The following is a 23,363-nucleotide window of genomic DNA, read 5'->3' as shown; positions in this document are numbered from 1 at the left end:
TGAAAATAGCGCTAGGTGTCTGGTTTAATTTGATTTTTCCCTGAGATCGTTCGGGGGAAATTGCGCTATCCGGGGCGTTGTACGCGGGGCGGTGTGCGATAGCCTACGCTCGTGCCTTTACCTTCGGATTATTAAATTCAACTAGAAGAACGTCAGATCCTGAGAAGCGGAAATTGCATGAGCGTTATTACTGAATTGGCGTCGTTTTTTAACGCATTCAATCGGCTGTATTCGCTGGAAGGCGAAGGCGCGCTTGCGGCAATGCAAATCGAGCGCTGGTACGGTCATGAAGCGCTTTCCGCTAACTTCGAATGGGACGTTCATACGCTCGCCACAAACCCATCGCTGGATCTCGAAGCGATGCTCGGGCAGCGCGCATTGATTCGCACGACGCTGGCCGACGGCAGCAGTGCAGTGCGCAGCGGGCTGGTGGCGCAGGCCGAATGTCTGGGTTTTGACGCCGGGGTCGCGCGCTACCGGCTGCAACTCGTGCCGTGGCTGGCCGTGCTCGAACATGCGCGAGATCAGCGCACTTTCATGAAGCAGACCGTGGCGGATGTGCTCGACGCGGTGTTCGCGCCTTATGCCGATATCGCGAGCTGGCGTTTCACCGTCGATGCGGACCGGCGTATCGAAACGCTGGGCGCGAGTCCATTTCGCGTGCAGTACCGCACGCATACGCACTACGCGTTCGTGCGGCACTTGCTGGCCGAGGCGGGTCTCGGTTTCTGCTTTATCGAGGATGACGAAGCGCCGGCCGGCCACACGATGCTGATTTTCGACGACAGCACACTGCTCGCCGAGGACGAAACGTCGGCGCGGCTCGGCGGCGTGCCGCGCCAGTTGAGCGGTATGAATACGAGCGCGGACGACATGATCGTCGGCATCGGGCAATCGCTTTCGCTGACCGCCGATCGCGTCACGCTGATCAGCAGCGACTATCGCGCCAACCAGGCGAAGACCGCGAGCGCGAGCCTGCGCCGTCCCGATGGCGCGCGCGAGCTTTACGACGATGTCGGGCCAGAGGCCTTCGACAGTCTGCGCGAGGCGCAGGAAACCGCGCAGCGCCATGCGCAGGCGATGCTGTCGCAAGCGCAGATCTGGACCGGTATCGGCACGTTGCGCACGGCGCGCGCGGGCTGCGCGATGAAGATGGCGAGCGCGTCCTGGCTCACGTCGCAGAGCGACGCTCAGGCGCCCGAAGCGCTGCTGCTTACGCGTATCGATCACATCGGCATCAACAACCTGCCTGAGGCCGTGCTGTCGGCGCTGGAGCAACACGCTGCAGCGCTGCCTGCCACGGGACTGGACGCGCGTCTGCTCAAGCAGGCGAAGGCCGGCGGCTACGCGAACCGTTTCGATGCGGTGCCCCGCACACAAGTCTGGCGGCCCACGCTCGCCGACGGCACGGGCCAGCGCCTCAATCCTGCGGCGACGGCGCTGGGCGCGCAGACCGCCATCGTCGTCGGTCCGCAGGGCGAGGCGCAGGCTGGCGCGACCGGGCCTGTGCATACCGATGCACAGGGTCGTTTGCGCCTGCGTTTTCACTGGCAGGAGGTGGGCGATACCGGTACGTATCCGGTGCGTGCTGTACAGCGTCTCGCGAGCGAAGGGCACGGGCTGCAACAGACGCCGCGTATCGGCCACGAAGTACTCGTACAGTTTCATCACGGGCTGATTCATCGGCCGATCGTGCTCGGTGGTCTGTTCAACGGGCGCGGCGAAGGCGGCGTGATGCCGACGCCTGGCGGCACAGCCGCGCAAACGCTCGACGACAGCGTGTACACGCGCGCATCGGATCATGCGCCCAGCGCCCAGGCCAATCTCGCAGGCGGTTTGAGCCCCGCGTGGCATGGCGCGGGCGGCGGCGCGAGTCGCCAGGGCGGCGGGCACAATCATGCCGGGGCGTTATCCGGCTTCAAGAGCCAGGGCTTCGACGGGCAGGGCCACAATCAGCTGGTCGCGGACGACAGTGACGGCATGGGCCGCATGCAGATGTCGACGAGCCACGCGGCCACGCAACTCAACATCGGCCATCTGCGCCATCAGGCCGACAACTACCTCGGCAGTTTCCGCGGTCAGGGCGTGGAGTTGCGCTCCGATGCTTATGGCGCGGTGCGCGCGACGCGCGGCGTGCTGGTCTCCAGCTATGCGCCGGCGGGTGCGGCACAGCCGGCGGGCGATGTATCGGCATTGCAAGGGTTGCTCGCGCGGCAGATCGCGCTGGTCAAACGCTTCGACAGCACGGCGGCCGCGCATGGCACGCTGCCGTTCGCCGCGCAGCGTGGCGTGACGCAAAGCGGCCAATCGGCGCTGAACGCGAGCGCTGCGCCGCTCGACGCGCTGGCGCAGAGTTTCGCGACCACGGTGAGCGCGAACGGCTACCAGCAGGCCAGCGCCGATGCCTCGCAGCGCGCAACCGGCAAGACATTGCCCCATAGCGGCGATGCCGTGCTCGGCGTGGAGGCGCAAGGCGGTCACGGGATGATTGCCGGACAGGCCTTGCAGTGGAACGCGGGCGAGACGCTGACCGTCGGCAGCGGCGGCGATTTCAACCTTGCCGGCGCGCGCCAGTTGCGCGTGCATAGCGGCCAGGGCATCGGCTGGCTGGCGGGCGCGGGCAATGCGTCGGGTGTTGGTATGAGCGTGATCGCGGGCAAGGATGGCATGAGCTTGCAGGCGCAGCAGGACACGCTTGCGATGCGCGCGCGCGACGACGTGAGGCTCGCATCCGCGAGCGCGGACGTGCAGATCGCCGCGAAGAAGACCGTGCATCTCGCGGTCAGCGGCGGCGCGCACATCACTATTGAAGGCGGTAACGTCACGTTCGGCTGTCCGGGCAAGTTTGTCGTGTATGCCGCGCAGCATGCGTTCGTGGGCCCGGAACAGGCGGATACGCCGCTGCCGCAGTTCCCTGAAAAAGTCTGCGTCGAGTGTCTGATGCATGCGATGCAGTCGGGCAGTGCGCTCGCGGCCAAGGCGGTGTGAGCGTGAAGAACGTAGCGTTCGACTGGATCGATCCGTATCGCGACGATACGACGGCGCGCCTGCGCGAGCTGTTCGAACGCGGCGCGGGCGAGGGGGCGTGGCATCTGCTTCTCGATATGGCATTTGCGCCCGAATTGCATGAGGGGCTTGCTGCGCACATCGACGCCAATTCGCGTGTCGTGCTGTACGAAGGCATGTACGAGGGCGACGATTTGCTGGCGATCTCGCCGTGTCTCGTGCGTTTGCCCGACGATATCGACGCACGCATGGCGCTTTGCGAGGTGGTGCTGCGTGAATCGGCTGGGCGGCCGATGTTGAGCCTGCTGCATGGCGTGTGTGCGAGCGTGGCGCTGGCTGCGCATCTGCGCGGACAGATGGAGGCGCAGGCAAGCGAAGACGACGAGGCGTTTCTCGTACGTTTCGCTGATACGCGTTGTTTGCCGGTATGGCTCGATGTATTGACGGCGCAGCAGCGCGCTCGATTTATCGCGGGTATAGACGCGTGGTGGATGTTCGATCGTACGGGGGCGCTGGTCGCGCTGGATCGCGGTGAAACGGGTGAGACCGTGGATGAAAGCGGCAAGCCTTATGTACTCGACGCAAGGCAGATCGGCGCGCTGCGCGAGGCTGCCAGGATCGACACGTTGATTTATCACGTACGCCAGCGGCCCGAAAGTTTCGGCACGCTGGCGGGCACGCCTTCGCAGATTCACTCGTGTGTGAACGCGGCGTGGACGATGCATGAGGGAACGGTTGCGGGCGCGTCGCGTGTGGCGCTCGATGCGCTGGAGGCGGCGGGGTTGCTGGCGGCGAACGCATCAGATGCGTTGGCCGTGGGCGCCTGAAAAAAGGATTCGTTCATGATATTCGGGTTGATCAGGAAAACAGCGAGCTGCTTCGTCATGCTGACGTTTGCGCTGGACGTAGCGGGTTGTTCGCGCGCAGCTGAATCTTCTTCGCAGGCGAATGCACAAGTTGCGGCGCCACCAGGCGCAACGGGAGTCGACGATACGCTCGACCTTAAAATCAGCGCGCTGAACTACACCGATGTACCCATTGGCCGTTTCCAGGTGAATGACGTCGGCGATGGCGCAGTGCGCGCACGCCGTAACGGCGGTGCCAGCGGCATAAGTTGCTGCGTTTCGTTGCCGGCCAAATGGCATCCAGGCGTCACCGTGACCGTCGATTGGCGCGATGACGTCATGTTCGCGAAGAATCCGGTGGCAATGGCGAGACGGATTGTGCAGGTCGAGCCCTATGAATCGTTCTATGACGGCTTTCTGTGGGTACTGTTCATGCCGGGCGACAGGATCAAGGTCTATGCGTCCAGATGGGCGCCAGGATTCGCAGGCTTTCCCGAAGGTTTGCAGCGGCCCGACGAGGCTTGTCCGGGGCACTTCGCGCTGCTCAACAGCGATCCGCACTGCTTGACGCCTGAGAAGAGGAGTCAGCGATGAGCTTTCGCTTCGCCGCGCCCGAGCGTCCGGACGTGAACATTGTGACGAAGGCGGAGCAGGATGCCATCCTTCGGCGTCTGCATGACGACGACGGCATGAGTTGCTGCAAGACGCTTCACATCGGCGTCTTTTTCGATGGGACGCGCAATAACGAGGGGCGCGATCGTCCGGGAGGGAAAGACAGCAACGTCTCGCGTCTCTTCCATGCATTTATGGTCGACCGATGGCACCAGCCAATCTATGTGGCGGGCGTGGGGACGCCGTTCGTCAACGAAGTCGGTGATCAGGGTGTCGGCCTGCAGGCTGCTGCAGGTGCCGCGGCGGGATGGGCAGGCGAGGGGCGCATCAACTGGGCCCTCTTGCAGATTCACAACACCGTGCATCAATACGCTTGCGGTGTGACCTTGAGCGAAGCGCTGCAACAAAAAGACAAGGACATCACGCGATCCATCAGCGTCGACCTCAACTTCAAAGGCATCGATCTCGGCGGCACGCCACCCCAGCCTGGCAGCATCGGCGATATCAACGCGCGTGGCAGTTCGGGCGCAGGGGCGCTCAGACTGATAGCCGCGGAGCAAAACGGTATCGAATTGCGTTGGGATCGCGACACCATCTGGTCGCAACTCAAAGGCGAAGTCGATATTGCGAACTGGACGCGCACGATGCGCGAATGGGACGAGAAACGCCGCCGTGTGATGCGCGAGCGTTGTGCCGCGCTCAAGGCGCGCGTGGGCGATCGGCTCGTCAATGGCAAGCCGAAAGTACAGCGAATTCGCCTGTACGTGTTTGGCTTCTCGCGCGGTGCGGCCGAGGCGCGCACGTTCTCGAACTGGCTCGCCGATGCGCTCGATCCGGATTTCACGCTCTGTGGCGTGCCGGTCTCGTACGATTTTCTCGGCATCTTCGATACGGTGGCCTCTGTGGGTATTGCCCAGAGTACGGCCGCGACGGTGTTCGACGGACATGGCGGCTGGGGGCGCAAGGAACTGATGGCGGTGCCGTCCTATGTGCGTCGCTGCGTTCATATGGTTGCCGCCCATGAACCGCGCGGCTCGTTTCCGCTCGACCTGATCGACAGCGCGATGGATGGCCGGGAGGAAATCGTCTATCCCGGCGTGCATTCGGACGTCGGCGGAGGCTATGGCCCCGGCGAGCAGGGACGTGGCACCGGCGATGCGGACAAGCTTTCGCAGGTGCCCTTGCTCGACATGTATCGAGCGGCGCGCGTGGCGGGTGTTCCGCTTGACGCGATCAGCGCGGGTGCCGATGTCGCGGCGTCTTTCGGCATTTCGTCCGCCCTCAAGACCGCCTTCGCGAACTACGTCAACACGAGCAAAGGCTACTACGCCAATCAGGATCACGGCACCGCAGGGCTGATGCGCGCGCACTACGGTCTCTATCTGCGCTGGCGCAGGATGCGGCTCGACAATCTGCGCGAGCAGCCGGGCTTCAAGGCGGCCAAAGCCGCCTATCCGCAGGATGGCGCCGATCTCGACAGCGCGAACGAAGAGCTCAGGGCCGAATGGAAGGACCTGCTCGAGTGCGAGAAAAATGGCGGGCCGACGGTGGGTCACTACGTCATGAAGGCGATCGACAACCAGATGGCGAAAAACCCGAAGTCCGTCGCGCTGGTTGCGCCGCCGCTGTTGCCTGCGCTCGCGAGTCTGGCTGTGAATCCCTTCGTTGCCCCGGCGATCGGCGGCGGAAAGCTTGCCGTCGACTTCTTTCGTCAGCAGATCGAGGAAAAGTGGCGGCAATGGTGCGAAGTGCGCAGCGACTGGAACCTGGGGCCGCCCGAAGCGGCGATCAGCGCGCTTTACGACGGCTTCATGCATGACTCGCGTGCATGGTTCAAGCCGCTTGGCGACGACGATGATGTCTGGAACCACAAGCAGATTCAGGATCTCAAGAAGCAGCAGGCCCAGTTCGAGCGCGATCATGCGCAATGGAAGCAGCGTCAGGCAACCGGTATGCCGGGCACGGCGCAGATCATGCAGATGATCGGCGCAGGTTCGGTGGGCCTCGCGCCTTCGCCTGCGATGCTGGCCGACCCGGAACCGCGCTCGCCGCTCAGCGCACAGCAAAGCGCCATTCTGGCGCGTTACGACGCCGCACAGCGCGCGGCGCAACAGGCGCGTGCCGCGAGGCGCACCGATGCGTCGAGTGACAGCGCCGTACTGACCGACCCCAAAGTGACCGGCGGGCTCGCGCTGCAGGACTCGGGCCGCGAGTTCTATTTCGTATGGGGCTATCTACGCTGGCGCACGGTGTTCGTGAACGGCGTGCGCTGGGATGCGCCGCGCGTGCCGACGGCCGAAGAAGAATGGGAAGCGCAGCGTCAGATGGTGAAGTACAACATCGACATGGGCAAGATGTTCTGAACGTATCGACTATTACCGTATCTGGCTGGAACACGACATGGATCTTGTTGGCGCTTTAACGGGTGTGAGGCAGGCGACCCGTCATATTCAGATCGATACCGCGATGCCGGGCGCGTTCGTCGTCGAGCGCTTTCATGGTCGCGAAGGCGTGAACGAATCGTTTCGCTTCGAGATCGACGTGCTGTCGAACGCGGCGTTTCTCGACCTCGCGCCGCTGATGGGCAGCGCGGTGCGCCTGCGGCTGGCTACGGGCGCAGGCGAGCGCTGCTGGAACGGCTACGTCACGCACGCGGCCTATGCCGATAGCGACGGCGAAATCACGCGCTACCGCATCACCATGGAGTCGTGGCTGGCGCTGCTGCAATTGCGCCGCAACTGCCTGTATTTCGTCGATCTCGATACGGTGGGCGTTTGCGAGCGTGTGTTCAGCGATTACCCCGAAGCGCGGCGGCGCTACGAGCTGCACGAGCCGCTGCGCACGTACAGGCTGCGCGGCCAGTATCGCGAAACGGATCGGGATTTCGTGCTACGTCAGCTTGCCGAAGCAGGGCTGTCTTATCGCATCGAACATGCGCAGGATACGGGCGATGCGCCGTGCGGCAATCATAGCGTGGTGGTGTTCGATCGGCGTGCTGGCTTCGATACGGGCAGTACCATCGCGTATAACCGGCAGGATGTGGGCGATCCCGATGGCGTCATGACGCAATTCGCGGAGCGCCGGCAACTGGTGGCGGACAGCGTGGTCGCGACGAGCTGGAAGTCCAGCGAATTGCTCGCGCTCGCGGGACGTGCGAGACAGCTTTCCGAAGCGGACGTGCCGGTGTTGCCGGCGCGCGAGATCTACGAAGGACAGCGTGCCGGCCGTTTCGAAACCGGCGAGGAGGCGCAGCGTTACGCCGATCAGCGGCTGGACGCGCTGCAACTCGACCGGCGCATATACCACGGCGCGGGTTCGTCGCGCACGCTTGAAACCGGCAAGGTTCACACGCTCACGGGTTATCTGGACGGCACGGTGAAGTTCGTCCCGCTGTGGATCGAGCACGAGGCGGTGAACAACCTCGGCGCGCAGATCGCACAGGTGCTCGCGAGCGGCGAACTCGACCAGGGGTTGTATCGGAATCGCTTTACCGCTGTGCCGGAACACGTGGCGATCGTGCCGACGTTTCGCGATCGTCCCGTTGTGCATGGTGTGCAGACGGCCATCGTCGTGGGCGAGCCGGGCAACGTGGTGAGCAGCACGCGCGATCATCAGGTGCGCATCCAGTTTCCGTGGATGCGGGGCACCGCGCCGCTGGCGGGCGGATTGACCGATACGGCGAGCCGTTCCAATCCGGCAGGTCATGCGCCGGGCGATCATCGCAGCGGCGTGCTGGTGCGCGTGGCCGAGCAGGCGGCGGGGCCGAACTTCGGCCACGCGTTCACGCCGCGCGTCGGTGCCGAAGTGGCGGTGGGCTTCGAATCGGGCAACATCGATTTGCCGGTCGTACTGGGGCAAGTGTATGGCGGGCGCGTGCAGCCGCCGTTCGCGGCGGGCGAAGGGAGTGATGCCAATCATTCCGGCACGCTTACGGGCCTGCAGACGCAAACGCTCGACGGCCAGAGCGGCAGTCGTTGGGTGATGGACGATGCGCCCGGACAGTTGCGCCACGAGTTGACGAATGCGACCGCGAGCAGCACGCTCGCGCAAGGCTACCTGATCGAGCAACAAGGCGCGACGCGCGGCGCGTATCGCGGCGAAGGCTTCGAACTGGCGACGCAGGGCTGGGGCGTCGTGCGCGCGGGCGAAGGCGTGCTGATGTCGAGCACGGCGCGCCGTCAGGGTGTATCGACGCAGATGGATGCCGCAGAACGCATCGGACAACTGAAGAATGCCGTCGATGCATCCGCGGAACTCGACACGGCGGCGCTCGGCGCGCAGGCGTTGGGGCTCGGCGCGAATGCGGCACAAAGTGCGTTTCTCAAGTCGATCGATCCGGCGCAGGACGGCAAATACACGGGCAGCGTGAATGGCCAGAGCACGGCGCAGCCCAGCGGAAAGGCCGTCGAGCGCTTCGCGCAGCCAGCGGTGCTGATGGAGTCGCCGAACAACATCGCGATGACAACGCCCAATAGCGCAGTCGCCTACGCGGCGCAGCACGTGCACGTGAGCGCGCAAGGAGACGCCCACGTTGGCGCGGCGGCGACGGTGGCGGCCGCGTCAGGAGATGCGACAAGCTTCTACAGCGTCGCGGGCGGTGTGAAGGCGATTGCGGGAGAGGGGCCGGTGAGCGTGGAGGCGCATGCGTCTACGATGGAAATATCCGGCGATCAGACCGTGAGCGTGACGTCGACAGAAGAGCGCGTCGATGTGCTTGCGAAAGACGCCATCGTGCTGCAGCAAGGCCAGAACCGCATCACGATCAAGGGCGCCGATATCATCGTCGAGACGCCGGGGCAGTTTTCAGTGAAAGCGGCAGGACATCCGTTTCCGGGCGCTGCCTCGGACAGCGTGCAATTGCCTGGGTTGCCAGTGCTCGCGCCGTTTGCGGTGTATGACGAGCAGATTCGCTTTGTCAGCAAATCGGCGGACCCGTTGGCCAAGGTCGCGTATCAGCTCAAACTGGCCGATGGTTCGACCGTCTCCGGTGTGACCGACGACGACGGCCGGACCCAGCGCATCGTCACCGATCAGCCCGTGAAGATCGAGAGCGCAGCACTCACGCCCGCGCAGACGGTCGATTGCTGCTCGAGAACGGCGGCGGCAGCGCCCGAAGCCGTGAATGTGCCGATTGCCGATATTCAGACCAACGATGCGCAGGTGGGGAGTTCGGTCAAATCCGTCGAAGTCGGCAGCGAAGGCCGCGCGTTGACGCAAGGCGAGATCGAGATGGCGAAGCTGATCTTTCAGGATGGCATCGACTACAGCCGCGTGCGCGTTCATAAAGGCAGCTATTTCTGGTTTAACCTGCAGAGCAAAAGAACGGCTGTTACGCCGAATGGAGAGATGTATTTTCTTGAAGGAGATTATGAAGAGGATTTCTCATTGCCTCAGGGTGAGTTTATCCAGAAGAGGTCATGGTTCCTTCATGAAATGACACATGTCTGGCAATTCCAGATGGGTTATGCCGTGCGCTGGCATGGCATTCTCGTCAGACTTCGGTTCGGCAGCGCCTACGATTACACCATCGAGGCCGGACAGGTATTCGGGGATTTCAATATGGAACAGCAGGGCAATATCGTGGCCGACTATTACGCGATTGTTATCGCGAAGACGTTGAGGGCGGCTATTCATGATGCACCGTTCCCCGATCACCACAAATTAGAAAAAGTACTGGCGCCGTTATTCAAGGACCCAAAAGATGCAGCGAATCTTCCGAAATAGCGCCGCGTTGCTGGCGGTATGCACCTTTTTGACATCTGCTTGCGCGAGTCAACTCGTCGTAGTGAGTCTCGACGTCCGGCAAGTTGGCGACAAGCCAGCACTGTGCTTTGCTTCGGATGACGAATATATGCAGGACGCCGTGAAACTGGCCGACATTGGCGTCGTACGTGCGACGGGTATTGCGACGCCGGTCGAAACTTACTGGGAAGTCGAAATACCTGAAAGCGCGCCGCCGGTCATATTGCATCACGGCGATTGCATTGTCTATGGACAGGCCATCGACGGGGCCAAAGTCGTCACGCCGCCGAAGCCGCTCGACAGCGGAATGCTCTACACGTTCGGCATTTCGACGAGGGATAACAAAGGCGGTCCGATTTACGCGGGTGGTTTTTGCGCCTGGCGAAAGCCTGGTAATGGACTGCGTATCGAGCGTCAGCGCAAGAAGCAGTACTCATGCTCGAGCGATACAACCCGACCATGACTCCAGCAATCCAGCAGGCAATCGATATCGCGATGCGTACCGCAAGAGCACACCATGTCGAACACTACTGATCTGATCCGTGCTTTTCTCGGCGGCTGGTCCCAGCATGACCGCTTCCTCTGGCTGACGACACCGCTCGGCCAGAACACGCTCGTCGCCGAAAACCTGCAAGGTTGGGAGTCGCTCGACGGCGGCGGTTTCCGTTTCGAGCTGACCGCTCTGACCGAAACGCCCGACCTGCCGCTGGAAAAATTGATCGGCGCACCTGTGCTGATCGAATGGCAGGCGGCGCAAGGACTCGATGCACGACGCCCATTTCACGGCCACGTTTTCGCCGCCGAACTCGATGGCTATAACGGCGGGCTCGCGCGCGTGCGACTCGTTGTCCAGCCGTGGCTCGCGCTTCTTCAGCAGCGCGTGGACAGCTACAACTTCCAGGACGCGAGCGTCATTGAGATCACCGAGCAGATCTTCGGCCATTACGCGAGCGGTGTGGTTGCGCCCGCCTGGCGCTGGTCGCTCGACGACGCTTCGCGTTATGCGAAGCGCAGCCTCACCGCGCAAGCGGGTGAATCCGATTTTGCCTTTCTGGAGCGCCTTTGGGCCGAAGAGGGCCTGTTTTACTGGTTCGAGCACGCGGCCGATCACGCGTCGGGCAGTTTCGGCAAGCACACGCTCGTCCTCGCAGATTCGAATCTGCGCTTCACACCGGCCGAGCCGGAACCAATCGGCTTTCATCAAAGCAGCGACGGCGATCCGCAAGGTGCCATCCAGCACTTCGTCAACGCGCGCCGCTGGCGCATCGGCAGCGTGGCGCGGGCAAGCTGGGACCATCGCAGCCTGTCGACGCGCGCGACGCTCGCGCAGGCGACGGGTGCAGTAGTGCCCGGCGAGGACCGCGACGTGGCGGGGCCGTACGCGTATCAGACATCCGCGATCGGCGATCGTCAGGCACAGCGCCAGCTCGATGCGCAACGTGTCGCCGCCTGGCGTTGCGAAGGCGGCAGCACGCGGCGCGATTTGCGCGCGGGCCTGCACTTTGCGATCAGCGATCATCCGACACTGTCTGCGCAAAACCCGTTCGTGTGCCTGCGCGTCGATCACGAGGCGCACGCGAATGTGAGCGCGGATGTGTACGGCGCGATCGCGCAGCAGCTTGGCGCGGTCATGCAAACCGCCATGCAGGCGCAAACGCAGAACGACGCGCAGAACGACGCGCAGGGAGACGGCGTCTATCAGAATCGCTTCACGGCGTTGCCATTCGAACAGGCTTATCGTCCGCTAACGAATGACGGTCATGGCGGCCGTGCTCATCCGGTGGCGATCGTGCCGGGTGCGCAGACGGCCATCGTCGTCGGCGCGGGCGATCCCGTTCACACCGACCGCGATCATCGCATTCGTATCCAGCATCACGCGCAGCGCGGCCAGAATGCCGCCAGTCGCGAAGCGCACCCGCGCAAGGAGAACGCACCAGCCGATCACGGCGCGGGGACGTGGACACGTATGCTCACGCCCGTGGGCGGCGATAACTGGGGCGGCGTAAGCGTGCCGCGCGTCGGCCAGGAAGTGTGGACCGAATGGCTCGAAGGACAGCCGGATCGACCGGTCGCGGTGGCTGCGCTCTACAACGGCGCAGGCAACGCCCACGCCCAGCACAATGCGCAGGCGGGCGGTCCGGGCAGCAGCACGGGCAATGCGTCCGCATGGTTCGCGGGCAACGATCACGCAGAGGTGCTCAGCGGCTTCAAGACACAGGATATGAGCGTGAGCCAGAACGGCACCGGCGGTTATCGTCAATTCATGCTCGACGATACGGCGGCCCAGTCCAGCGCGCGCCTTTACACCACGGATCACGCGAGCGGCCTCACGCTCGGTCATATCAAGCAGGTCGAGGACAACCAGCGTCGCGCCGATCGCGGCTACGGCGTGGAGCTTTCGACCCAGGCTGCGGGCGCTCTGCGCGGCGGAGCGGGCTTGCTGATCAGCACGGCGGCCGGCGCAAACCAGATGGACGCCAGCGCTGCGAGCCAGGTGCTGGCACAGCATCAGCAGATGCTGCAGAGTCTCGCCGATGCCGCGCGCAAGCAGGGCGCGGAGCCCGGGGCCGCTGTGAGCGATGCCGCCGCAAGCGCGGCGAGCGCGTCGCTGCTCCCGGCGATCGAGAGTTTGCGTGACAGCCAGACATCGATCGGTGCAGACAAGGAGCGTAGCGATTCGAGCAATGCATCAGGAGGCGGCGCGGGACGCGCATGTGCGTGGCAAGAGCCGCATCTGGTCGCGCACGCAGCCGCTGGCATGGCAGCGATGAGCGCGCAAAGCCATATCTGGGCGTCCGGCACAGCGACCGTATTGAGCGCCGGACAGGACGTTCAACTGACGGCGCAGGGCAAGGCGAGCATCGTCGCGAAAGAGGGCATCGCGCTTCATACGCTCGGCGCATCGGGCGCGCAACGGCCGGTTGGCGCGCAGGGGATTGCATTGCATGCGGCCACGGGTGCGCTCACGCTGCAGGCGCAGAATGCCGGCACACTCGAAGCCAGCGCACGCAAGACGCTTACCGTGTCGAGCGCCCAGGCGAGCGTGGCCGTGCAGACGCCCAAACGCGTGCTGTTGAGCGCTGCCGGTGCCTATCTGAAGATGGAGGGCAAAGACATCGTGATCGGTGCGCCGGGCAAGGCGACTTTCCACGCCGCGCAGCACACGCTCACGGGGCCGCGTTCAGCGAACGTGCAGTTGCCCTCGCTGAACAAACCAGCATGCGTTGGCTGCATGCGCGATCTCGCACTGCGTCACGAAGCCATTGCTACGCGCGGGTGACGACGATGACTTCTTTGTTGCAGTCCTGGGAGCGCGCGGCGGCGCACGAGCATGCGAGTTTTGCGGGCACGTATCGTTATTTGCTGAGCGACGCTTCGCAATTGCCGATCAATGCCGCGCCGTGGCAGCGGCTCGTGCAGGGCGGCGGTGTCGTGAATCTGCTTGCCGGGCAGCCGGAATCGACCAACCCGGAAGTGTGCGCGCTGCTTTGCGAGTATCACGCGCCGCATGTCGGGGCATTGCTCGAGCGGCATCTGGAACGCCGGCCGTTTGCGTTTATCGCGCTGGTGAGCGCGTATCCGCTTGCAGATCTGGCTCCACGGCTGGGTGTGCGAACGCGTGTGGCCTTGCCGGACCATCGCGATGGCCTGCTGCGCTTTTACGACGCGGCGGTGTTTCAGACGCTGGCGAGCGCATTGTCTGCGGCGCGCTGGCAAGCCCTGCTTTCGCCATGCGTGTCGTGGACCTACGTGCGCCGCGATGGCGCGATTGGCGTCGAACAGCATCCGCGCCGGCGCGAGCGCATTTTTTATCCGCGGGTCGAGCGGTGCGAACTCGAAGCCTTGCAGCGTGGCAATCGTGTCGATGCGGTGCTCGGCGAATTGCGGCGTCATGGCCGCATCGCGGTCGATGCCGATCCGTTCGTGATTTATCGTGAGATGGTCGCGCTGTTTGCGCTGCTCGATGAGCAGATGCAGAGCGACCACGCAACGCACGAGCAACTGGCTTATCGGCTGGGCGCACTGATGTCGATGTATCCGGGCACGTCGCTGGAAGACCCTGCAATCGCCGGTTTCATCGTCGACGCGATCGGCTGTTATCGCAACGATTTCGACGCGCTATGCGAGCTTGTACACGATGGCATTGCCGGTCGCCACGCGCAGCCAGCCGTTCACGCTGCTGACGCGGAGATTCGGAGATGAACCCACGCGTGCTGTTTTCGTTCAATGGACGCTCGGGACGCCTGCAATGGTGGGGCGTGACAGTATCGCTGCTGATCGTTGCGACGATGATCGATGTGCTGATGGATCTGCCGGCCACCGAGGTTTTCGCGGCAATCGTCGGCATTCCGTTTATCGTCCTGATGTTCTGGCTGTTGACGGCGGTGTCGGTGCGGCGCTGGCATGACCTGGGCAAGTCGGGATGGTGGGTCTTCATTCATGCGGTTCCGGTTGTCGGGCCATTCATTGCGATCGGCGCGAATGGTTTTGTCGGCGGGGAGCCGGAACAGAATCGGTATGGGCCGCCATTGCAGAAAGCGCCAGGCGATGCGCAACAGGTTTGAGAGGGTATTGATGAAATTCAGTAAGTCGATGATTGTAGTGGCGCTGTTCGCCACGATCCCGCTGGCCGCATGTGGCAAGCACAGCGATGAATTGCTGTCGCACAAGCATACGGTGTGCGTGACGGGCTACAACGAGTACGAACGCAAATTGAACCGGTTCTGGCTGGACGAAGCGCATCAGTCCGGTTGTTTCGGCAATCCTTCGGGGCGCAGCGATGGGCAGGATTTTGGCGGCGGAGGCGGTTTTGCGTGCGGCTGCACCGTGACACCTGGGCAGACGGTCAAGCTGTACTGGAAGTTCGCGCAAAGCAAGGCCGAAAGGGATAACGGCGTGCCGCAGGAAAGCAGGACCATCGACGTCACGATCCCGCAGCCTCAGTCGGAAAATGCGCAGTATCTGCGTGTCTATTTTAGAAAGAATGGCACGGCCGATCTTCAATGGGTCGACGATATGGGCGCGCCGACTTTGCCACCTACGCCGGGTAAATAGACCTCATGGCCGAGATCAATCTGAAGAAAGACGCCGCCTCCGCCGAGATTTACCGCACGAAGGCCGAAGCCGAGCAGATCTGCCCGGCGTGCGAACACGTCTTGTGGGCCAGCTTCTTTTTTGACGGCTTTGGCTTCAGCGATCGATACGGACCTCGAACGAATATCAGCAAATTGTTCGACGCGCTGAATGACGATTCGGGCAAGAACATGCGCAAGTTCTACTATCCCGGTCTGGGAGCGGATTACGACCCGGAAGACAGTCCGCTGAAGGCGGTGCTGCTGGACAGGGCAACGGACACGCTGGAAGACAAGGCCAAGGAAAAGCGCGACGCGCTGACGACCGACAAGCTGAAAGATGCACTCAAGGAAGAGTGGAGCAAGAGCGGTAAGGTCAAGGATGCGTCGCTGGGCGGCCGTGTCAGTTCGACGATCGACGGCGTGTACGACCGGCTGAAGGGCGGCGCGAGCAAGGCCGCGAAAGAGATCGAGCGTACGACGACCAAGCCAGCTTCGCAGGGCCGGCGTGCAATGCGGTACGTGCGCAAGGAGTGGAAACAGTTTTACCGCGATGCGCTGCGATATCCCTATCGTTTGCCGAAGCAACTGGCCAAGGAACTCGGCAAGGAGACGGCTGGCGCATTTGCGGAATCGTTCCAGCTCTTGCGCGACACGAAGCTGGGCGCCGCGCTTTTCAACACCGGTGTCGACACGCGATTGAAATCCGCCGAGGCGCAATTCAAGGCCGCAGTCGCGGCGGCGAAAAAGACTTCGACACTCAACTCGATTCATGTTGCGCTGTTTGGCTACGACATGGGCGGCGGACTCGCATTGGCCTTTGCAAATCAATTGCTCGAAGAGGTCTGCAAGGGCGGGAAATACGACGGCGTATCGGTCAAGATCAAGTTCGTCGGCTTATTCGACTGCGTTACCAATCGTTTCGACGACAACCTGCTGACCGGCTATATACCGATGAGCAATGAGGTGTCGTCGGATCTGATTGTTTCGCCGGAGATCGAAAAGTGCGTGCATTACGCGGCGGCGCATGAACTGCGCTTTTACAAGCCACTTACCATGCTGGGTGTCGACCCCGCGGACATGCGCGGGCCGCGCCAGGAGCGCCTGTTTCCAGGGGCGCAAGTGGATGTGGGCGGCGGCGCGGTCGAAGGCGAGGAGGGCCTGTCCGACAAGCTGGCGCGTGTGCCGCTGGAGATGATGTACTACCGCGCCTATGGCGCGGGGATTCCCATGCCGAAACTGGAGGATCTCGCGGCTATCGATATCGACCTTCAGGAAGAAATTCTCGCGCCGCGCGAAATCGAGGATTTCCAGTTGACGTACCGCCAGACTGTGAAAAAACTCGTGGCGGTCACGCGCGAGATTCCCAATCTTTCGAGCCTGGGTCCTGACGGTCCAATGGGTTTGCCGTCCGCAGCGAAACCCGCTACGGGAGCGCTCGATTTCCTGAATCCGAAGACGCCCGCGCCCAATATGCTGGACGGCTGCCATCCATCCGATACTGCTGCGCCACCACGTCCTGTCGTGATCACCGATCTGCCCAAAAGCATCCAGGGCGAGCTCAAGGGGCATATGGTCGTGTATATCCAGTGGTTGCGCATGTGGTACGACCAGCCGCAGAACCGTGCGGCCGCCGAACAGCGTAATAGCGGCGTGTTTGGCGGCGTCACGAATCCGCTGGCCCACGGTCGCTACGAGAAACTCACGCGCGAAATTGCTTATCTCAAGCAGCATGGTACGAAGACGCTGCCGTCGTTCGATCAGGCGCAGGCCATGAAGCAGATCGACGGGAAGGTCCCTGCCTCGATGTTCAACACGGACCCGGAGGCGCAGGCATTATTCTGGCTCTGGAACACTCCTGGTGAGCGCCAGCCCGCAGTCGAAACGATGTATCCGATGTTCGCAAAGCACGTGCACGACAGTATGGCGGAAAGCGAAATCGAAGATGCATGGAGCCGATTTGTCGCTATCAAAAACTATATGAATACGCGGTGGATGCAGAAGATCGGCTCTGAACCGGATAAATCCTATCTGGAACGTGTCACCGACTTTTATAAATCGTTGCTCTTTCCGGAAAAGCCGGAGTCGCCAGCCAAATAGTATGCCGTTTCAATCCCTGCGTTCCGCACGTTTTTCACCACAATGCTGCGGTAAGAATCGGTAAAACGGCACATGAAGCACCGAATCGACGGTGCCGTAAAATCGGTCAGCTTCATTGACCTTTTTCCGAAGATGCTCCGTCTGATCGAATCGTATGCATGCCGCGGTGCGCGCGGGTTGACGCTTGCAATGGCATTGCTTGCGAGTTGTTGCGGCTCGACCTTGGCGCACGCCGATTGCCGTCCAACCGCCGAGCCGGCTGCCGTCGTCCTGCCGCTCGCGCCCGTGCAGATTACCGTGCCGCTCAACGCGCCGGTGGGAACGCGGGTTGGCTCGACGCATGCCGCGATCGTCAGCGACATTCCGTTCACGTGTAATGGCTCGAAGAACGTGCGCGAATTGCGTGTATCGGCACCCGCGGATGTGAGCGCAGGACTGGGCAAGGTCTATGCGACGAATCTCCCTGGACTCGGCTTTCGGATAACGACTCGCGGCGGCCACTTCGCAGGTATCGACGATGGGCCGCGTGATGCGGCATATTCCGTCCCGTTACCCGCGCATGCGAACCGGCTGACGGGTTTTGCGGTCGATATCGATTTCGTGACGACCGGCGCTGCACAGGGCGGCGTGCTTGCGCCGGGCAAACTGGCCAGCCTGGTTATCGGCGGGACGACGTTCGTCGATGTGATCGTGCCGGAGAGCGGCATTGTCTTCGTCGCGGCGCAATGCGCGCCGGTGGCGGTGAGCGGTCAGATGTCGATGGGGGTGGGGACGATGGGCTCGTTCACGCAGGAGGCCGCGGTGATCAGCACCGGTTGCGGCGCCGTTGGCGCGAGCCTGGTGGTGGGTGTGGAGCAGGGATACGTTTATGGCGCGCATCCCCCGGTGAACGTAGACGCCACGCACAGACAGCCGGCGCATAACGCCAGTGGGCTGGGAGCGTTCGATACGGCTCTTCGTTCGAGTGCCACAGGCACGAACCCGAGGCGCAATCGCAACAGCGCGAGCGATCTTCTGCTGGACGACAGCCAGTCGAGTTCCAGCGATGCGGTGGCCACGATGCAAGGCTCGTCGTTCAGCGGTAGCGGGTCAAGCGTCAGAATGGGTTCGGGCGGCGGGATGGGCGGGCACCGATAGTTCGGCTGCCGTAGCGGGAATGGCTGAAATAGCCCATTGCGCAAAAAGGGCATACATCGCATAGGCCCACCCGCGCCCGTGGACCATCACGAATGCGCAAACACCACCGAATCCAGATAAGCCAGCTGGCCGTCGTTTTCGGCCTGGATCAGTTCCTGATAGACCTGCGTGCGGGTTTTCTGCGCGACGGGCTGGCCATAAGGCGGCACCCACGTGTTGTCGGCGGTTTGGATCTGGGTTGCGGTTTGCGCTGCGATGCCAGCCTGATGCGAGGCTTGCGGTGCCGATTGCGCGTGAGCGAGAGCCGAAACGAGCAGCGTGGCGGCGATACCGAATTGAATAGCGATCTTCATGACGTTCCTTTAAATATCAGAGGAGGGCGAAGCGCCCACGGAACGCACGATAGCGGAGGCTTTGCTACAAAACCCCAGCATCAACATGAAGAGAAATTCATCCAGGCCGGTGCCCCGCGCCAGCGGGATGCGCGCGAAGATGAAAATAAATTCACAATCGGCAATATCGGATCAAATCTCGCGAACGCGTTTAAAGAAAGAGAGCGCAATAGAAAACGCCGTCGGCATAGAAGGTTGCCGGCGGCGTTGTATCCAGTTTTCTGCGAGGGTGTGTCGCCAGCCTCAAACCGCCTGCGCCTGCCCCGACCACGCAGCGGCCGCCACGCGGCTCGTGGATGCGCCGCCAAGCTTCTGGCTCAGCCAGAACCCATAAGCGATTTCCACGTTCTCCTGTAGCGCCACAAGATTGGTGAACTGATCCGTAAAGATCTGGCCGATCCGGCCAACCAGATTCATCTCCTGCTCCATCAGCTTCGTCATGGTATTCGCGCCGCGCAATTGTGCACGCTGATGGCCCCATTCGACCCAGTCTTCGAGCGTTGCGCCCTGTTGCTTGATAAAGCGTTCATAGGTTGCGCGCTGCATGTCGAGCAACTCGCCCGCGAATACGAACAGCATGCCCGAGGCCAACAGTTTGGTCGTATCCGCGCCATTGATGGCGGCGCGTTGCGCCCAGCCCTGCAACAGCACATGCGCGCGCGCGAAATCGCTGATCGTGGCCGCATGCGCGGCGGGAGCAGTCTGCGCGAGGTCGAGCGCTGCCGGTAAGAACGCGGCCGGTTCGGTGATCATCTGATTCATGGAAGGCTCACATCGAAAGAAGTGGAATGACCGGCGCCGCGCTCAACCGCCGAGCTGGGTCAGCATGCGATGGATCGCACGAATCTGGATCGCGTCGCGCGAGTAGTAATCGGGCGCTTGCGGATCAGGGCTCGTATAGCCCCACCAGTCCCAGCAACCGTCGGGGTTTTGCACCGTGCCATCCGAACCCGTGGCTTGCGGATAGAGCACGATGATGTCGTTGCTATCGGCGATTTCGTTGTAGCCCGTGGTGGTGATATAGCGATTGCCATAGCTCACCTGATTGAGCACGTCTTCGCGCCCGTTGACGAAATTCACGAAGCCATAACCCTGCTTGCAGCCATGCAGCACGATATGCACGCGCGCGGGTTTGCCTTCGAGTTCCACGGCACGCGGAATGTAGGCGTAACCGAAATCGCTCATGCTCGCACGCGCTTCGTTATCGAAGAACTCGCGCTGGTCGAAACGCACGATACGTCCGGTCGGGCGATCGGTCGGCGGAGCGAGATCGTCGTAGAGATAGTGCAGGATTTCATGTGAGAGCATGCCGTCGCCGCGATTGATATAAGGCGGCTGATTCAGCTTCAGCAGCGAGTCTTCGGGATTGTTGGTGACGATGCAATGACCGGCGGGCACGGTGCCGTCGAACGTGAGCGTCTTGACGCCCAGTTGCCGGTAAAACAACTCCGTGCATTTCACCACGGTCGAATGCACGACCGAATCTTCCGTACCCGAAAAGAGAAAGACGCGATCGTCCTGCAGATTGGCGATCGCATCGATTTTGCCGGCATCCGCGGTGCTGCGCGCGAGATTGGCGAGGCGGCTGGCATCCGGGCCCGTGGCGGCCGTGAGCGGGCTCATGCAGATGTATTCCGCGCTCTGCACGTAGGCGTCTTCGGCGAGCGGCGCTGCGCCGCGAAACGATTCGGCGCAACGGAAAGGACCGCCTGCAATCACGCCCACGCCGCTGAAACTTGCCGAATGCGCGAGATGCAGTTGCACCGTCATGAATGCACCGGACGATAATCCGGAAATGGAACTCTTGCCTTTTTGAACCGCATAACGGCCCAATTTTTCGACCTTGGGCGAAATACCGAGTTGCATGATGCTGACTCCCCCGTTTCAATGGCATTCCGGCATCGGTGGCCGGCTTGCCTGCTGGCTGCAATGAGGCATCGTGCGGTGCAATGAGGTCCATTCGACTGGCTGCGCGAGCCGTCGCCCCGCCGACGCCCTAGTGGTATAGGCGAGCTTGTGCAACGCAGCAAGGGGAAAATGCGAGAGCCGCGTGGCAGCGGCTTCCCGTCAATCAGCGTGCATAGTGAGTCTGTGAAATAGCGATGTCTTTTATGCGAAGCGAGATAAATGAAAATGGCAAAACCATTTCGCATCGCTATATAACTTGCTATTCACCGGCGAAGCGTTTGACCAGGAAATCAATAGCGGTGCGCAGCATCGCAGTCGGTCGCACATCGCGCGAATGCACGAGATGCATCGGCGTAGGCACATGACTCCATTCGGGCAGCACGGCAACGAGGCGGCCTTCAGCCAGATCGTTTTCCAGCAGCATTTCCGGTTGCAGCACGATGCCGGTGCCGCGCAGCGCCGCGGCGCGTAATGCACGGCCGTCGTTCGCGCTAAAACGACCATCGACAGGCACATGGCATATCTGCTGCTGCGGCCCCGCCAGGGTCCAGAAGAATTCCTTCTTTTTCCAGTACGACAGGCCAAGGCAGGCGTGCTCGCGCAATTGCTCCGGCGTTGGTGGATGACCATGCTGTTCGAGGTACGAGGGCGCCGCCGCCAGAACGCGCCGATAAGCGTGTAACGGATGCGCGACCAGATCCGCGCTATCGATTTCGCCGACATGAATGGCGAGGTGATATCCCTCGCGCATCAGGTCGACTGGCGCATTGTCGAGCGTCAGGTCGACGCTGACTTCGGGATGACGTTCGAGATAATCGGCCAGAACCGGCGCCAGTTTTTCGCTGCCGAAGCTGACCGGCGCGACGATTTTCAGTCTGCCGCGCGGGCTGCTGCGCAATTCGGCGGCACTGGCTTCAGCCTGTTCGAATTCATACAGTGCGCGTTTGCAGCGCTCGTAGTAAAGCGCGCCGATTTCAGTGAGTTGGTGCTGACGGGTAGTGCGATGAAGCAGTCGTGCGCCAAGCCTTGACGTGTCCGCCGGAGGTCGTCGAAATCGTGTTTACGGAGATCGCGAAAGACGCCTGGGCAACCGGCGGAAAACTGAAATCGGATAGCTGATGTAGCGCCCGGTGATAGACCCGGCGATCAAGGTATCGGCAAGCTGCTTCGTCAGGCGCGCTTGCTCATATCGCTTTTCGCCGGGCTAGCACCATGACGTTGCAATTCGATGAATCGCGCAGAAAAAATCGAATAAAGGAATTGGCGCAGGCGGTGAGTAGCGGACATGGGCGATCTCGAAGCGGATTCAGAACGATGGCATTGAACGCAACAGCCATGCCATCGACATTTGCGGCGTCGCGCCGTGAAAACACTAAAAATTACGCCCACAAATAGTGCCGCGCGGTTCATCTGCAGCGCATGAATCACCAACATAGGGCGTATGCGAACCGAAAGCGAGCAGGGCACATTGCCCGCAAAACCCTTTCGTCACAAGGCATAGCGAGTCTCGTTCGTTCACTGGCACAAATCTCGCTAAATGACCTGGCGAGAGGTGCGAAGTAATTTGCATCATCTTAGGATCGCTAGGGTTCCGGTCGCTGCGCAGGACGATGCTGGTTTCAGTCCTGTGCCCGATGCCTGGTCCGAGAGCAATCCGGTCTCGTCTCCCACCTTCGTTTCGAGGGCGGTGCCGAGGCTCCACGGAGGGATAAAAGCCCGGGAGGTCGCGATGTCGTCTGATCGCCCTCTCACGCTTATTCCCTTCGCCATCAGGAGCCTCCATGCCGTCCAGCCTCCACGCTGAAGTCGCGCCGACTCAATTACCCGCTCAGGAACCGCTCTGGGAAGCTGTGATTCCTGCGGGCACACATTGGTCCGGCATTCTGCGCCGCGGTCTCACGCTGCGTATCGTCGATATCGAAGGCGGTGCGAATCTCGCCGCTGTGTTTCATCGTCAGGAAGATCCGCTCGAACGCTACAACATGGCGGACACGCTCAAGGCACAGCACACCGCCCATCTCACGCGCGGCCACGCATTGCATACCGATATGGGTCGCGTCATTGCGTCCATCACGGGCGATACGCTGGGCTGGCACGATCCGCTCGGCGGCGTTGGCGATGCGGCGCTTTTCGCGCGCAAATACGGCGAAAAACGCTATCAGGATCATCGCAATGCCATGATTCGCAACGGCCGTGACAGCCTCATTCTCGAACTCGCGAAATATGGTTTGAGTGCGCGCGATCTCGTCGCCAATGTGAATTTCTTCAGCAAGGTCGCGGTGGGCGACGATGGCGCGCTCGAATACATTCCGCACCATTCGCATGCTGGCGCGGCCATCGATCTGCGTTTCGAAATGAATACGCTCGCGGCGTTTTCTACGGCGCCGCATCCGCTCGATCCGCAAGGCGACTATGCGCCGAAGCCGGTGAAACTCATTGCATGGCGCGCATATGACGCCGATGCCTGCGCGCCCGCCGACGATTTTTGCCGCACGTCCAGTGCCGAAAACGGCCGCGCATTCGTCAACACCGACCGCCTGTTCGCCTGA

Annotated in this window: 17 protein-coding genes and 1 riboswitch; of the genes, 13 read left to right on the top strand and 4 right to left on the bottom strand. The window is 62.0% G+C overall.

Annotated elements, in window-relative coordinates; all coding sequences use genetic code 11:
• The first annotated feature begins 177 nt into the window (after positions 1-177).
• The 12 genes from U5A67_RS07560 (at position 178) to U5A67_RS07505 (ending at position 18,514) form a co-directional block, all read left to right on the top strand.
• Entirely contained in the window at positions 178-2,988 is a 2,811-nt protein-coding gene (locus U5A67_RS07560) for a type VI secretion system Vgr family protein (protein WP_321813575.1), read from the top strand.
• Positions 2,989-2,990: 2 nt separating this feature from the next.
• On the top strand, positions 2,991-3,833 hold the full coding sequence (locus tag U5A67_RS07555; protein WP_415767786.1) for a DUF4123 domain-containing protein: 843 nt from the start codon (positions 2,991-2,993) through the stop codon (positions 3,831-3,833).
• A gap of 15 nt (positions 3,834-3,848) precedes the next feature.
• Entirely contained in the window at positions 3,849-4,445 is a 597-nt protein-coding gene (locus tag U5A67_RS07550; protein ID WP_321813573.1) for a DUF3304 domain-containing protein, read from the top strand.
• Complete coding sequence (locus U5A67_RS07545) at positions 4,442-6,826, top strand: DUF2235 domain-containing protein (RefSeq protein ID WP_321813572.1); 2,385 nt, start codon at positions 4,442-4,444, stop codon at positions 6,824-6,826. Before U5A67_RS07550 ends, U5A67_RS07545 begins: the two co-directional genes overlap by 4 nt.
• Positions 6,827-6,863: 37 nt before the next feature.
• Entirely contained in the window at positions 6,864-10,187 is a 3,324-nt protein-coding gene (locus tag U5A67_RS07540) for a type VI secretion system Vgr family protein (RefSeq protein ID WP_321813571.1), read from the top strand.
• Positions 10,165-10,668 carry a hypothetical protein gene (locus U5A67_RS07535; protein ID WP_205985477.1) on the top strand — a complete coding sequence of 168 codons (504 nt, stop codon included), beginning with the start codon at positions 10,165-10,167 and terminating at the stop codon, positions 10,666-10,668. Before U5A67_RS07540 ends, U5A67_RS07535 begins: the two co-directional genes overlap by 23 nt.
• 54 nt (positions 10,669-10,722) lie before the next feature.
• Positions 10,723-13,485 carry a type VI secretion system Vgr family protein gene (locus U5A67_RS07530; RefSeq protein WP_321813570.1) on the top strand — a complete coding sequence of 921 codons (2,763 nt, stop codon included), beginning with the start codon at positions 10,723-10,725 and terminating at the stop codon, positions 13,483-13,485.
• Positions 13,486-13,490: 5 nt separating this feature from the next.
• The gene (locus tag U5A67_RS07525) at positions 13,491-14,408 is read left to right on the top strand and encodes a DUF4123 domain-containing protein (protein WP_321813569.1); all 918 of its coding nucleotides are present in this window, start codon (positions 13,491-13,493) and stop codon (positions 14,406-14,408) included.
• On the top strand, positions 14,405-14,770 hold the full coding sequence (locus tag U5A67_RS07520; protein WP_321813568.1) for a DUF805 domain-containing protein: 366 nt from the start codon (positions 14,405-14,407) through the stop codon (positions 14,768-14,770). Before U5A67_RS07525 ends, U5A67_RS07520 begins: the two co-directional genes overlap by 4 nt.
• Entirely contained in the window at positions 14,754-15,260 is a 507-nt protein-coding gene (locus tag U5A67_RS07515) for a hypothetical protein (protein ID WP_321959685.1), read from the top strand. Before U5A67_RS07520 ends, U5A67_RS07515 begins: the two co-directional genes overlap by 17 nt.
• Before the next feature lie 5 nt (positions 15,261-15,265).
• Complete coding sequence (locus U5A67_RS07510; protein WP_321813566.1) at positions 15,266-17,377, top strand: phospholipase effector Tle1 domain-containing protein; 2,112 nt, start codon at positions 15,266-15,268, stop codon at positions 17,375-17,377.
• 189 nt (positions 17,378-17,566) lie between these two features.
• Positions 17,567-18,514, top strand: coding sequence for a hypothetical protein (locus tag U5A67_RS07505; RefSeq protein ID WP_321813565.1), 948 nt, complete (start codon positions 17,567-17,569; stop codon positions 18,512-18,514).
• 86 nt (positions 18,515-18,600) lie between these two features.
• Here the strand turns inward: U5A67_RS07505 and U5A67_RS07500 are convergent, their stop codons facing one another.
• The 4 genes from U5A67_RS07500 to U5A67_RS07485 all read right to left on the bottom strand — a co-directional run bounded on the left by U5A67_RS07500 (position 18,601) and on the right by U5A67_RS07485 (position 21,712).
• Positions 18,601-18,867: a DUF4148 domain-containing protein gene (locus U5A67_RS07500; RefSeq protein WP_321813564.1), complete on the bottom strand. Its 267-nt coding sequence runs from the start codon at positions 18,865-18,867 to the stop codon at positions 18,601-18,603.
• A 282-nt stretch (positions 18,868-19,149) separates the two neighbouring features.
• On the bottom strand, positions 19,150-19,668 hold the full coding sequence (locus U5A67_RS07495) for a hypothetical protein (RefSeq protein WP_321813563.1): 519 nt from the start codon (positions 19,666-19,668) through the stop codon (positions 19,150-19,152).
• A gap of 42 nt (positions 19,669-19,710) precedes the next feature.
• Positions 19,711-20,772: a poly(3-hydroxybutyrate) depolymerase gene (locus U5A67_RS07490; protein WP_205985469.1), complete on the bottom strand. Its 1,062-nt coding sequence runs from the start codon at positions 20,770-20,772 to the stop codon at positions 19,711-19,713.
• A gap of 301 nt (positions 20,773-21,073) precedes the next feature.
• Entirely contained in the window at positions 21,074-21,712 is a 639-nt protein-coding gene (locus U5A67_RS07485; RefSeq protein WP_321813562.1) for a LysR substrate-binding domain-containing protein, read from the bottom strand.
• A gap of 674 nt (positions 21,713-22,386) precedes the next feature.
• A riboswitch (guanidine-I (ykkC/yxkD leader) is annotated at positions 22,387-22,539 on the top strand.
• A 56-nt stretch (positions 22,540-22,595) separates the two neighbouring features.
• Between U5A67_RS07485 and U5A67_RS07480 the strand changes: the two genes are divergently transcribed.
• A complete protein-coding gene (locus tag U5A67_RS07480; RefSeq protein ID WP_321813561.1) occupies positions 22,596-23,363 on the top strand; it encodes an urea amidolyase associated protein UAAP1 in 768 nt (255 codons plus the stop codon).

Source organism: Paraburkholderia sp. J69-1 (assembly GCF_905220255.1).
GTDB lineage: Bacteria > Pseudomonadota > Gammaproteobacteria > Burkholderiales > Burkholderiaceae > Paraburkholderia.
Note: the sequence above shows the minus strand (reverse complement) of the source record. Positions and strands in the feature narration are given on the sequence as shown.